This is a genomic window from Sphingobacterium sp. JUb20, assembly GCF_004342035.1.
Lineage (GTDB): Bacteria > Bacteroidota > Bacteroidia > Sphingobacteriales > Sphingobacteriaceae > Sphingobacterium > Sphingobacterium anhuiense.
In genome coordinates this window covers 87,108-99,156 of the sequence record NZ_SLYV01000016.1, presented here as the reverse complement: position 1 = coordinate 99,156, position 12,049 = coordinate 87,108, and the positions used below count along the sequence as shown (strand labels likewise).

At 40.3% G+C, this 12,049-nt stretch carries 13 protein-coding genes; 6 read left to right on the top strand and 7 right to left on the bottom strand.

Annotated features, from left to right (window positions below):
- Nucleotides 1-9: 9 nt before the first annotated feature.
- From EDF66_RS22705 to EDF66_RS22690, 4 genes are all read right to left on the bottom strand, one after another.
- Nucleotides 10-1,020: a metallophosphoesterase family protein gene (locus tag EDF66_RS22705; RefSeq protein ID WP_132845315.1), complete on the bottom strand. Its 1,011-nt coding sequence runs from the start codon at nucleotides 1,018-1,020 to the stop codon at nucleotides 10-12.
- Nucleotides 1,021-1,122: 102 nt separating this feature from the next.
- Nucleotides 1,123-1,419 carry a winged helix-turn-helix transcriptional regulator gene (locus EDF66_RS22700; RefSeq protein WP_243655380.1) on the bottom strand — a complete coding sequence of 99 codons (297 nt, stop codon included), beginning with the start codon at nucleotides 1,417-1,419 and terminating at the stop codon, nucleotides 1,123-1,125.
- Nucleotides 1,420-1,509: 90 nt separating this feature from the next.
- Nucleotides 1,510-2,529, bottom strand: coding sequence for an LLM class flavin-dependent oxidoreductase (locus tag EDF66_RS22695; protein WP_132845313.1), 1,020 nt, complete (start codon nucleotides 2,527-2,529; stop codon nucleotides 1,510-1,512).
- Between the two features lie 21 nt (nucleotides 2,530-2,550).
- Entirely contained in the window at nucleotides 2,551-3,693 is a 1,143-nt protein-coding gene (locus EDF66_RS22690; protein WP_132845311.1) for an LLM class flavin-dependent oxidoreductase, read from the bottom strand.
- Nucleotides 3,694-4,013: 320 nt separating this feature from the next.
- Here EDF66_RS22690 and EDF66_RS22685 point away from each other — a divergent pair, with 320 nt between their 5' ends.
- A complete protein-coding gene (locus tag EDF66_RS22685) occupies nucleotides 4,014-4,751 on the top strand; it encodes an NADPH-dependent F420 reductase (protein WP_132845309.1) in 738 nt (245 codons plus the stop codon).
- Between the two features lie 282 nt (nucleotides 4,752-5,033).
- Here the strand turns inward: EDF66_RS22685 and EDF66_RS22680 are convergent, their stop codons facing one another.
- Nucleotides 5,034-6,179, bottom strand: coding sequence for a hypothetical protein (locus EDF66_RS22680; protein WP_132845308.1), 1,146 nt, complete (start codon nucleotides 6,177-6,179; stop codon nucleotides 5,034-5,036).
- Nucleotides 6,180-6,204: 25 nt separating this feature from the next.
- Entirely contained in the window at nucleotides 6,205-6,825 is a 621-nt protein-coding gene (locus EDF66_RS22675) for a DUF4304 domain-containing protein (protein ID WP_132845306.1), read from the bottom strand.
- A gap of 254 nt (nucleotides 6,826-7,079) precedes the next feature.
- Between EDF66_RS22675 and EDF66_RS22670 the strand changes: the two genes are divergently transcribed.
- The 4 genes from EDF66_RS22670 to EDF66_RS22655 all read left to right on the top strand — a co-directional run bounded on the left by EDF66_RS22670 (nucleotide 7,080) and on the right by EDF66_RS22655 (nucleotide 9,859).
- A complete protein-coding gene (locus EDF66_RS22670; protein ID WP_243656119.1) occupies nucleotides 7,080-7,649 on the top strand; it encodes a Crp/Fnr family transcriptional regulator in 570 nt (189 codons plus the stop codon).
- Between the two features lie 84 nt (nucleotides 7,650-7,733).
- Complete coding sequence (locus tag EDF66_RS22665) at nucleotides 7,734-8,123, top strand: RidA family protein (protein WP_132845304.1); 390 nt, start codon at nucleotides 7,734-7,736, stop codon at nucleotides 8,121-8,123.
- Between the two features lie 251 nt (nucleotides 8,124-8,374).
- Nucleotides 8,375-9,118, top strand: coding sequence for a nucleotidyltransferase (locus EDF66_RS22660; RefSeq protein ID WP_132845302.1), 744 nt, complete (start codon nucleotides 8,375-8,377; stop codon nucleotides 9,116-9,118).
- A gap of 3 nt (nucleotides 9,119-9,121) precedes the next feature.
- Complete coding sequence (locus tag EDF66_RS22655) at nucleotides 9,122-9,859, top strand: metallophosphoesterase (protein ID WP_132845300.1); 738 nt, start codon at nucleotides 9,122-9,124, stop codon at nucleotides 9,857-9,859.
- Nucleotides 9,860-9,882: 23 nt separating this feature from the next.
- Here EDF66_RS22655 and EDF66_RS22650 read toward each other — a convergent pair whose 3' ends face one another.
- Entirely contained in the window at nucleotides 9,883-10,728 is an 846-nt protein-coding gene (locus EDF66_RS22650; RefSeq protein ID WP_132845298.1) for a helix-turn-helix domain-containing protein, read from the bottom strand.
- 88 nt (nucleotides 10,729-10,816) lie between these two features.
- Here EDF66_RS22650 and EDF66_RS22645 point away from each other — a divergent pair, with 88 nt between their 5' ends.
- Nucleotides 10,817-12,001, top strand: a complete 1,185-nt coding sequence (locus EDF66_RS22645) for an MFS transporter (protein ID WP_132845296.1) — start codon at nucleotides 10,817-10,819, stop codon at nucleotides 11,999-12,001.
- Nucleotides 12,002-12,049 lie beyond the last annotated feature (48 nt).

Genomic DNA, 12,049 nt, shown 5'->3' with positions numbered 1-12,049 from the left:
TTTGATATACTACTTCGAGAGATCGATTCTATTTAAGCTCCCGTTAAATCCTGAAACTTGAGCAGGTAAATCTTCCAGTTTAACTTCATGCTTATCACCCGCTCTTATCGCACTTACTTTTACCGAATCCTTATTTTTGATGTTTTTCGGGATTTCAATAAAGCCGTAGGACTTATAGGGAGCCTCATGCTGCCCCAATAAAGAACGAGGCCCTCCACCCAGGCAACCGCTGTGATATAAAATCACCGAGTCCTTTTTAGCAGGGTAATACACATGTTGATGACCGGATAAATACAGGTCTACCTGATTTTCTTTCAAAAACTGCAAGGTGTCATCAGCATGCTCCAGAACTTCTCCTGGTTTATTTTTACTTTCAACGAGTGCATATAACGGCAGGTGACCTAATACGATTTTAAATCTCGCCTCTTTAGCCACAGGGCTATCCAGCTGCTCCTTCATCCAGCTTTTCACTTCAGCTGGGATTTGAGATGATGACGCATCCCAGGAGATCATGAACACATTATTTTTTAAATAAGAAAAGTAATACGGAAAATGACTGCTTTCGATGAAAGTAAGATTGACATCAACTTTATGATTAGCCCAAAATGATGCCGAAACTTCACGGTCCAGCACAAAATTAGGAGATGCATCATGATTGCCCATCGTAAATCCAAATGGTACTCCAGAAGCCTTGATAGGTTGCAGAACAGCCTGATCAAATCCCTTCCACATAGCCTGAATAGCCTCTCTCGTTAAAGTCTTCTTTTGTCCTGCAACCATATCGCCACCGCACAAAATAAGATCTGGCTTTAATGTGGAAACACTTCCCACTAAATCCAACACTTCCTGACTGTAAGTCGTAGATCCATAACTATCATTTAAATCCGATATAACTAAGATCTTCAGACTTTTATTTTGCTGTTCCTTGATGATATCCTTGTCAGAAATCTGAGAAAATGCAGGATGAATAACGATGATCAGCGCAAAGCAGCAAAGTAAAGCCAATAAATTAGATTTCATATGTTAAGGTTTGAAGTACTAGTTTCAAATGTAAAACTATAATTTTATAATCCAGTTAAAAACGGAAATCATAGCCAGTAGCATTTTTAACTTCAGAAAATATTACTCCAGCACCTTTTTCTTATGATTAATACCCCAATCCTTCAGTGCATAAATAACTGGAGTCAGCGTATCGGCATATTCCTCCAGCTGGTAGGAGATCTTTACCGGATATTCCTCGATAACAATTCTCCTGACCAGCTTATGCTGCTCCAGATCTTTCAGTTCTTTAGCCAAAACTTTGGGCGAGATCCCAGGAATACTCTCCTGGATATCCGTGAAACGATCATTACCGACACCAATGGATATAATAATAGGTATTTTCCATTTACCATTGATAACATCCAACGTGTCGCGCACCGGCCTTATGGTTTCCAGACAGTCACAGTGAACTTTTTTTTGTGCCATTGTTTTAGTTTTAAATATAATGAAAAGCGGATTAGGTTAATGTTAATCCGTGCTATCATCCGCATTGATTTCGCTCATGACTTCAGCAAACAATTCGGTCGACTTGATTCGATCCTTGAAATCATACATTGTCGATACGACAATCAGCTCATCCACTTGTGTTTGCTCAAGAAACGCTTTCGTTTGTTCTTTCACCCTTTCCTTAGTGCCCACAAATGAGTACTTCAGCATCTGATGTACACTTGGATGATGGAAGATATCCTGCAAATCCTCTGTCATTTCTGTTGGTGGATGCAGCGGTTGAGAATTCCCAGTCAAGATACCCAAAAACATTCTGACCACTGATGTAAACAATTTTTGTGCTTCTTCATCCGTTTCAGCAATAATCACATTAACACCTGCAATCGTATAAGGTTTCTCGAGTACTTCAGAAGGCTGAAACTCTTCCCGATAGATTTTTAATGCCGACATTAAATGATCGGTGGCAAAATGGCTTGCAAATGCATAAGGCAATCCTTTCCGAGCGGCGAGATGCGCACTATCGGTACTTGATCCCAAAATATAAATCGGCACATCAGCACCTTCTGCAATCGGAGCCCTCACCTTACCCGTACTGTTGGATTCTGAAAAATAATGTTCAATTTTCTCAATTTCCGCAGGAAAAGAGTGCGCAGCTTTCATAAAGTCCGAACGGATCTCCTGAGCTGTCAGTGTATCTGTACCCGGAGCTCTTCCCAGACCTAAATCAATCCGGTTTGGATAAAGATGTGCCAATGTTCCAAATTGCTCTGCAATAATCAAAGGCGAGTGATTGGGTAACATAATACCACCCGACCCTACTCTTATTTTACTGGTGTTTTCGGCTACGTATAAAATTAATAACGAAGTGGCACTGCTGCCTACCGAAGCAGAATTATGATGTTCCGCAAACCAGTAACGTTTATAATGATTTGCTTCTGCTACTTTAGCCAGTTCCAGCGAATGCTGTAATGTCTGTCCAAATGTACTGCCTTCTGAAACGATGGCGAGTTCTAAAATGGAATGAGCGATATGTTTTTTCATGTTTTTGTATTTTTGAATTCATTAAATCCCTTGATGCTTTTGAAAATTTCTGAATGCTGGTTTTGGAAGTTCGAGATTTCCGCGTAGCGTTGTTTCTTCGTACTCCGTATGGAAAATTCCGCGTTCTTGTAAAATAGGAACGACCAGTTCGATAAAATCTCGGAGACCGTAGGGATGATCCTGTTTAATGATCAGCATATCCATTATTCCCTGTTCGTGCCATTCTTGAATTTCATCAGCAACACTTTCGGCAGACCCTAAAAACAACGGTGGAGCAATTCGCTGATACCGATTCAGGACAGCCAGCTCCATATATTTCTGATGCGCTTCAGCATCCGTTCTTCCCACGATCGGGTTTTGCGAAGTGGCGATGATAAAGTTGTCCTGGTTTCTTTGTTTCTCATCCAACTTTCTTCTCAACGCCATAGCGGTATGTTTTGTCTCTTCCATGGAAAAGCCTCCTATAAAAGCACCATCTGTGTAAGTAGTCGCAATATCAACGAATGTTGGCGAGCTACCTGCGGTGTATAGAACAGGTCTTCCCTGAACAGAACGGCTTATATTCAAAGGACCTTCAACAGAAAAATATTTTCCCCTGTAGTTTGTTAAATGCATTTTGTGTGGATTCAAAAAGATTCCATTTTCTTTATCTCTTACAAATGCATCGTCCTCATAGGTGTCCCACAAGTTCCTTATAATTTCTAAAAACTCGATGTGCATGGGATACTGATCTGCTTTCGACAAATGACCCCGACTGAAATTTACCATCCCTCCCGGATTGGAAGTAATGGCATTCAGTGACACTCTTCCGCTGCTTATTTTATCCAAAGACAAGACCTGACGCGCAATATTATAGGGATCTGTATAAGAACTTGAAGCTGTTACAGAGAGTCCTATTCGTTCGGTTTTCATCGCTAAGGCAGACATAATAGAAACTCCCTCGAACATACTCAGATAATGTGGAATATTCCCGGGACCAACATGACTGACATCAATCAAAAATAAACTTTCAAATTTGGCATCTTCCGCAAGTTTAGCCTGCTGAACGTAAAAGTCGATATTTTCGCCTGCGTCTGATGGCATATCCGGATGTTGCCAAGAAGTATGATTCCATCCAGGTCCATCAATTATCGCAGCGAGTTTCAATTTCTTTTTATTACCCATAATACGTGGTGATTTATATAAAAGGCGCCATCTCAATTCGAGATTTTCTTAACTATTGACCGCACTAATTTTACACCTTACAAAATTACAGCAAAATTACTAACCAAAAGATAGTAGTTACCTAAAGGAAAGTGAAAGTTATGAAGATCACTTGGAGCCGTTTAACTCCAAAAGTCTGCTTTCCTTCAGGAAAGGCCTATACAAATGATAGTGAAATAGCGATAACTTTGTACTGTGCGAAAGATCATTCCGAACAGCTTTTGAAGAGAAGGCAAATGATAGCATGAATACAAGATAATCCATATTAAAATAAGGAGCAGATGAAAATAGGAATAATAGGTACCGGTGCAATAGGCGGAACAATCGCTAAAAAAATGGCTGAGGCTGGTCACCAGGTGAAAATTAACAATACAAGCGACAAGGATAAATTGAATGCGCGCGCTCAGGAATTAGGTGTTACAGCTGCCGATCAGAAGGAAGTGGTGAAAGATGTTGATGTGATCATTTTAGCGATACCAACCATAGCAATCCCGAAATTACCTCAAGATCTTTTTGCAGACGTTCCTGAAGAGGTCATTGTGGTCGATACCTCCAATTATTATCCCTTCCGTGATGCTGATATTGAAGAGATCAAAAATGGAAAAGTAGAGAGCATCTGGGTATCTGAACAATTAGGAAGACCTGTCATAAAAGCATTCAACAACTTATTGGCGGAAACACTTGCCAGTGGCGGAAAAGATGCGGGAGCCGAAGACAGAATTGCCATGGCTATAGCGGGTAATGATGCCGAGGCAAAAAAAGTAATTGCGACATTAGTTGATCAAGCGGGATACGATGTCGTTGACGCTGGCCCACTTTCAGAATCCTGGAGACACCAACCCGGAACGCCAGCCTACTGCACAGAATTGAATGCGACAGCACTAAAACAAGCATTGGAGGACGGCGTGAAAGATGATGCACCCATTTTGAGGGATAAAGCTATTGCCGAACTTTCAGCGATGTCTAGCTATCCTTCGCATCCAGAGGTTGTAAAATTCAATCGAGCATTATTCGCTTGAGAAAATAGCGTTGTCATATGTAAACTTGGCCTACGATGCATAAATTGCAGGTAACGTTAGATCTTATAATCTCACATGAATGATAATATATATTGGAAAATATGGGTTACGATCAGAATCTACTACATACTTTCACTTTAGATCATAACAGTTATAATGCTACAATACAACCCGTAACACAATTAATCCAAAATCAAAAAAGTCTATTCAGCTAATCGCTGAAAAGACTTTTTTTGTTGATTCCATTGCTGCAACATGTTCTTGTTAAGCAGATCATATCGCTCATTTTATATAAATACCCGAAAACAAATAGTCTTCATCAAAGTTAAGAGTAACCTTACCGTTCCCTCTTTTGACTTCTATATAATTCGAAAATTTTAGATCATTGAAATTGATGATGTCATTTTTGTTGAATAATTTGATAGCTTCCTTAAAAGAGATTCCAGGGCGAAGACCATTGTCAAATGAAATATCCACCTGTTTAAAATCCTGCAGGCTATAGCCACTTAAAAGATTGTTTTTGGGATTCTCACCATCACCTTGACCTGCAGAAAAATAGAAAAAGAAGTTTTTGTCTTTATTGTCATAAGATACTTCCGTGGTCGAAGCCGTACTGCCGTCGATCACAACCGTCCGCTCAAAATTTTTATTCATAGCTGCGGATGCGAACTCCTGTTCCGTAGTTTTCCCTACGACCAGCTGATTGAGGTTCCAATCTTTGTCTATTTTCACAACAGGCTTTTCTGTCACTTCCTTTTCAGGACTGGTATTTTTAAGCAGTTCCTTCGTATACGCCTCCTGATCACATCCGCCAAAATCAATCGTTCCGTTCATGATATCCCAATAACAGGTTTTGGAGAGATCTGTACTGTTTAAAACGATCAATCGGTCATAATCTGGCGCAAAGAAAATGTATTTTTGCTCTTTCGCGAGATTCCAATATAGCCCGTTATCGGTATTCGGATTTTTAGTTCCTTTCCCATACCTGCTTTCCAGTTTTGCGAGTATCTGTTTCTTGAAGTCCTCCGTTTTCATTTCGATCCGCATACCGTAGATGGTATTTGCTGCTTGGTAGTTTTTAAGAATTTCAGCAAGCTCATTCTTGTCTTTGAAAGATCGCACGTCGATATGACCACCGCCCTGTTTCGTCAGGCTGTCTGTTTTAAGCAATTCCGAATCGATCTGGAAAAATACCTTTTGGCCCGTCAGATCAAGACCGTCAAAAGTGTAGTTTGCACCATCATTTATTTCAATCATCAAGCAAAAGGGGTATTCAACCGTTTCAACACCGATTGTTTTAGGTTCACCAAAATCAATGAGGCTCTCGATGCTTTCATTCAAGTGCAATTGGGAAAGATTTATCTTGTCGCGGTCTTTACAAGATACCAGGACAGGAAGCAAAGCAAATAGTAGAATAAGTTTTTTCATAAAGTTCAATTCAAGGTCATGTACGCTAGCGTAATAAGTCCGCAATGGTTTCTTTTCGTTTATTTTTTCTTAACAGCTCAGACAGGTTGTCTTCAAATATCGTCCACCTTCGTTGCTGTCCAAAATTATCATGCAGATTTTTGACAAAACGTTTTGCATCTGCCTGATTATTTGTTAACAGTAAATATTCAAATAGTTCCTGATAATTGTTGAGTCCATTTTTGTTGATCATCAAGTCCGTCAGATCGCTGGTCCTGTTGATGTTATCATATAGCACCAGCACCGCTTTTAGATCCTGGTGAAGTGTCAAACTTAAAGTTTCCAGGTCCGTGTCCTTTGTGATCAAGTAGCCGTCATCGGTGGCATTGATCAGCGAAGAAATGCGATCTTTGAAATAACACTCGTATTCTTTCGGTTCCACAAGTTCCGATCGACCTATCACTTTATCGATAACGGTCGAATGAATACCACAATTAATATAAAATTTTGTCTGTTCAGAAGTGTTCCCATGACTATTTTGAACGTTCAAAAGGAAAACCAGATCAGCATTTCTTTTATAAAAATTCATCCCTTTCTTCGTGAAGCCATTTTCTTTCAGTAACGGTTTTACCACTTCTGCGATCAGCTGATTAAATTTTTCTTTCATTGTCTGGGATCAAATATTATCTTAAAGGGTCTAAAAGAGACGGTTCAGTTTGTCAATTTCCATTCGAATTACTCCAATAGATAACAAAACACCGCCGTGTTTAGTTTTGAGCCATACCATCAATGACAGACGGTAGTGCCAGTCCATATATATTGCCAAAGGTCACGGGGCAATTTAGAAAAAATAGCGCAATCATTTTATAACTTCCTATACGATGCATAACTTGCAAGTGACTTCACATATTATAATCTCACATGAATGGTATAAAAGATACATTGCGAGCACATATCGAAAAAATCGTCAGCCTTTCGGATGAGGAAATATCATCGCTATTTGATAATTTCACATTTCAGGAATTTAAGAAAAATGAACTGATCATTGCAGCAGGTCAACCGGTTAAGCATGTGTACTTTGTAATTTCAGGATTGGTAAAGCTAACATATACTGATAGCGATGCAAAGGAACATCTCATTTCTTTTGCGATGGAAGACTGGTGGGAAACGGATTTCGTAGCTTTTTATTCCCAGAGCCGCGCTACCTTATCGTTAAAATGCATTGAAAACACACAAATGCTTTGCCTTACCCTAGAAAATTTTGAGAAGCTATGTACGCAAATGCAAAAGATGGAGCACTTTTTCCTTAAAAAATCAATCGCTGGGCATATTGGCTCGCAACAACGTATTTTATCATTTCTTACTTCCAGTGCAAAGGAAAGATACGAGCAGATCATTAAAAACCAGCCCTCTTTGATACAGCGCATTCCCAAAACATTGTTGGCATCCTATCTCGGCGTATCCCGCGAAACATTGAGCCGCATCTTATAAGACATTTGAAAACTGTGATATTTGTCACACGCTCATATAAAGCAACATCGTGATCTTTGTACCATACTTTAATAAAACATTAAAATGGAAAAAAAGATCATTAATCCATGGACTTGGCAAGATGCCAGAAGCTATGTCCAGGCAGTAGAAGTGAAACATGTTGAAAGCACCTTGTATGTATCCGGCCAGACAGCGATCGACGAGCATGGAATTTCAAGTGATGAGCATATGCGCGTCCAACTGCAGAAGACATTGGAAAATCTTGAAAAAGTAATTCGTAAAGCTGACTTCGATCTCAAGAATATCGTCAGGCTCAATATCTACACGACAGACTCAGCGGCATTGTTTGAAAATTTTGATCTTTTCCAGGAATGGATCAATCGCAACCAAATCAAGCAAACAAGTACTGTACTTGAAGTACAGCAACTATTTGAAACCCTAAAAGTTGAATTAGAAGCTACGGTCGTTAAATAGCAAACCATAGAGCCAAAGATCCACCCGATGGAATTTCCAGCTTATCACTTTTTTATCATAATTCCTTGTAAGGCCCTGCTCACAAGGAATTATGTGGCTTTACTCCTTTCAAAAATTTAGAATGATTCATTTAATTAAGTACATTCAATAAGCACTAACACGGATTCCTGAATGCTGACTTGTTAGCTACCAAACTAATGGGGTTGTGAAATTGTTGTATTCTAAACGATATCATTTACTAAGTATACTATATGCTCACAACGGACAAAGAAAAACGGGAATCAGGAGATTTTTATAAAGACGCACTACTCCTCTTACAGGAGTGTGAGTGTCAGTTTATGTTAGGCGGTGCTTTTGCCATGTTCCACTACACGGGCATCTTTAGAGACACCAAAGATTTGGATATCTTCTGCAAGAGCAGTGAATATCCTAAAATTCTGAAACACTTTGCCGAAAAGGGTTATCAAACCGAGCTGACGGACGTAAGATGGCTTGCAAAAGTCTTCCATGGGGACTATTTTATCGATATTATATTCGATACCGTAAACAATATCTGTACAGTAGACGATAGTTGGTATGAACGGGCACCAAGCGGTCATTTTGCAGACGTACCTGTTAAATTTATTCCCGTAGAGGAACTCCTTTGGTGTAAAATTTATGTGCAGAACCGAGAGCGTCACGACAGTGCAGACATCAACCATATTCTGTTGAAATATGGAAAAAATGTAGATTGGGAATTACTGCTGAAACGCTTAGATCCACACTGGCACCTCCTCTTGGCACAATTGCTTATTTTCCAGTTTGTATACCCTTCAGATTATCGCGAGATCATCCCCAAATGGTTATTTGACGAACTGATGAGAAGAGCTGCAGAGCAATATGACATTCCCTCGCCCGTCGAAAAAGTATGTCGCGGTCCGCTTATTGACCAAACCCAATATGAGGTAGATGTAAAAGAATGGAATTACAAATCATACACGATAACGACAATATAATCTATGGAAGTACGCAAAAAAACGAGAATCGCCGCCATGGCGGATATACATGTTCGTGTTTCAGACAAAGGATTGCTCAGGGGCATATTTGAAGAATTAAATGAAAAAGCCGATGTACTGGCGATATGCGGTGATCTGACTGATACCGGGGACGAAGAAGAAGCTAAAATATTAGGTGAAGAGTTAAAAGCATTGCGCATACCTGTTGTCGGCGTTTTAGGCAATCATGATTACGAAAAAGGCAGACAGAAAATCATCAAACAAATTCTGACTGAACATCATATGACTATTTTAGATGGTGAATCCATTGTCTTAGCAGATGTTGCATTTGCAGGGGTAAAAGGATTTGGAGGTGGATTTGATCAATATATGCTGTCTATTTTCGGAGAAGATATGATGAAGCAATTTGTGCATGAAGTCGTCAATGAATCTTTGCAACTTGACCGTGCACTCACACGTTTAGAACAAGAATGTCCACATCTGCCCAAAGCCGTACTGCTGCATTATGCACCGATAAAAGATACCGTTGTAGGTGAACCCGAGCAACTGTTCCCTTTTCTTGGCTCATCACACCTGGCAGAACCCCTGACCAGAAGACAGGTGTCGATTGCCTTTCATGGTCATGCACATGGCGGCACACTCAGCGGTCATACCACAAGTGAAATCCCAGTATACAATGTCGCTCTTCCGGTATTAAAACGGGAGAAAGAGGGTCAGTCCTATTTAATTGTAGAAGTTTAAAATTTTTCTAATCAAAAAAGGCCTTAGGCAACGACCTTACTGCCCTTCGTCTTTTTAAATTCTGATAAGCTCATCTGATGCCGTTTTTTGAAAAACTTATTCAGATGGCTTTCATCTGAAAAACCAAACTCCGTGACGATTTCATTGACCCGCATATCACTGAACAGCACCCGGTGTTCAATCAAGCGCATTTTATAATTCAAGATGTACTGCTGAATCGTTTCTCCGGACTGATTTTTAAAGTAACTGCCCAGATAGGTTTCTGAAAACCCGAATTTCTTCGCGATCACAGCAACTTTCAATAATGCGGGATCATGGATGTTGCCTTGGATATAATCTATAATCTGAATCACCCTTTTATCTGAATTGGCCGTAATCTGCTCCGCTCGCATCTTGGAGATATTTCGTGCTGCGATGACAATCAAGGCATTCACGTAATTCAACGTCAGCTCATCCTGATACAGATCCGGATGATGGATACCATGAAGCAGTGACTCCACAATCGAATTGACCAAAACGATATCAGGCTTATTCTGTAAAATACATCCGGAAAGAAAGGAAGCACCATATAAAAGGCATTCCATGGAATTAATGCTGTTCCAAGGGTAGTTTTTCACATAGCGTTCACTGAACTTCACGAGCAACAGGTCCGTACTTTCCAAGATTTCCAGATGGTGCTGATCATTCGGAGTCAGAAGAATCAGACTCCCTTTACTGTAAGAAGCCATATTGTTGTTGATGTTCAGAAATCCTTTTCCAGAAATAACATACACAATCTGAAAAAAGGAAAAATGCATATCCCGTAATGGACAGCTAGCGCCCTGATGGTATTCCACCTTGACCAATTCATCGATGTTCTCGCGTTTCATAAGGCAAAAATACCTAATTATCATGAAAATATACTGATTTTTCACATTTTTTCTGTTCAATTTTGCCATACATAAATTTTAACAAATAATGAAAACATCAATTTACGTCTTAGCACTTGGCGCTTTTGGCATTATAACCACAGAATTTGGGATCGTCGGCATCCTACCGACCATCAGTCGGCAATTTGACGTATCCATCGATACGGCAGGTTGGCTGTTGAGTGCCTTTGCGATCACCGTCGCCGTTTCCTCCCCTTTTATCACCTCATTTACGACCAAGATAAACCGAAAGCTATTGCTCTGTCTGGTCATGAGTATCTTTGTATTTTCGAATTTAATTTCTGCCTTTTCGACCAACTTCAACATGCTGATGGTCGCCCGTATCTTACCTGCGATCCTGCATCCGCTATTCTGGAATATCGCCATCGCCATTGCATTTAAAGAAAAGGGTGCAAAAGGCGTTTCTACCGTTATGCTGGGGTTAAGCTTAGCGACGGTACTGGGTATCCCCCTCACCACCTATGCTGTAGATCTGTTCCAGAACTGGCAAGCCTCCTTTTTCCTCAGTAGCGCAATCAGTTTAATCGCCTTTATCGGTCTATTGCTCTTTATTCCCTCAATGCCGGCAGATCAGGCGATCTCCACCAAAAATCAGGTCGAAGTGTTGAAAAGCCCGCTTCTTTGGCTCAATCTTATTTCGACCATAGCCACTTTAGCGGCCATGTTTGCCAGCTATACCTACCTGACCGCCTATCTAGAAGAGATTACCAAGATGGACGGTGCGCAGATCAGTATGATGCTGCTCCTTTTCGGTGGCATGGGAACTTTAGGAAACTGGCTGATGGGACTGGCCCTGAACAGAAATGTACTCTTAACAGCCAGACTGTTTTTAATACTCTTAGTGACGGTACAGATCTTAGCATACTATTTTGGCGGACATTATATTCCGATGGTCATCATCGTATCCCTCTGGGGAATGATCCATACCGGCGGGTTTTTGGTGTCCAATATCCGCACCACACAATCTGTTCCCCATCATGCCTTAGAATTTGTGAACAGCTTACTGACTTCCTCTTTTAATATCGGAATTTCCTTAGGGGCATTTCTTGGAGGAATAATCAGTGTACATTATGGTGTTCATTACGTTTTATGGGTGAGTATCCTGTTGCTGTCGGTTACGTTTATCCTAAGTTTTGTAAGCTTCCCGAAGAAGATCTCAGAAAACGAAGAAGAAAACCAATTGGACAGAGCTGCATCAGCCTGTGTACACTAAATGAGACGAAGGTTATATTATAACCAAAGAGCGCTTCCATATGGAGGC

Coding starts and splice junctions, on each gene's coding strand:
- EDF66_RS22690 (WP_132845311.1), bottom strand. CDS start 3,693: ATGGGTAATAAAAAGAAATTGAAACTCGCTGCGATAATTGATGGACCT.
- EDF66_RS22695 (WP_132845313.1), bottom strand. CDS start 2,529: ATGAAAAAACATATCGCTCATTCCATTTTAGAACTCGCCATCGTTTCA.
- EDF66_RS22645 (WP_132845296.1), top strand. CDS start 10,817: ATGAAAACATCAATTTACGTCTTAGCACTTGGCGCTTTTGGCATTATA.
- EDF66_RS22675 (WP_132845306.1), bottom strand. CDS start 6,825: ATGAAAGAAAAATTTAATCAGCTGATCGCAGAAGTGGTAAAACCGTTA.
- EDF66_RS22665 (WP_132845304.1), top strand. CDS start 7,734: ATGGAAAAAAAGATCATTAATCCATGGACTTGGCAAGATGCCAGAAGC.
- EDF66_RS22680 (WP_132845308.1), bottom strand. CDS start 6,179: ATGAAAAAACTTATTCTACTATTTGCTTTGCTTCCTGTCCTGGTATCT.
- EDF66_RS22650 (WP_132845298.1), bottom strand. CDS start 10,728: ATGAAACGCGAGAACATCGATGAATTGGTCAAGGTGGAATACCATCAG.
- EDF66_RS22655 (WP_132845300.1), top strand. CDS start 9,122: ATGGAAGTACGCAAAAAAACGAGAATCGCCGCCATGGCGGATATACAT.
- EDF66_RS22685 (WP_132845309.1), top strand. CDS start 4,014: ATGAAAATAGGAATAATAGGTACCGGTGCAATAGGCGGAACAATCGCT.
- EDF66_RS22670 (WP_243656119.1), top strand. CDS start 7,080: ATGAATGGTATAAAAGATACATTGCGAGCACATATCGAAAAAATCGTC.
- EDF66_RS22705 (WP_132845315.1), bottom strand. CDS start 1,020: ATGAAATCTAATTTATTGGCTTTACTTTGCTGCTTTGCGCTGATCATC.
- EDF66_RS22660 (WP_132845302.1), top strand. CDS start 8,375: ATGCTCACAACGGACAAAGAAAAACGGGAATCAGGAGATTTTTATAAA.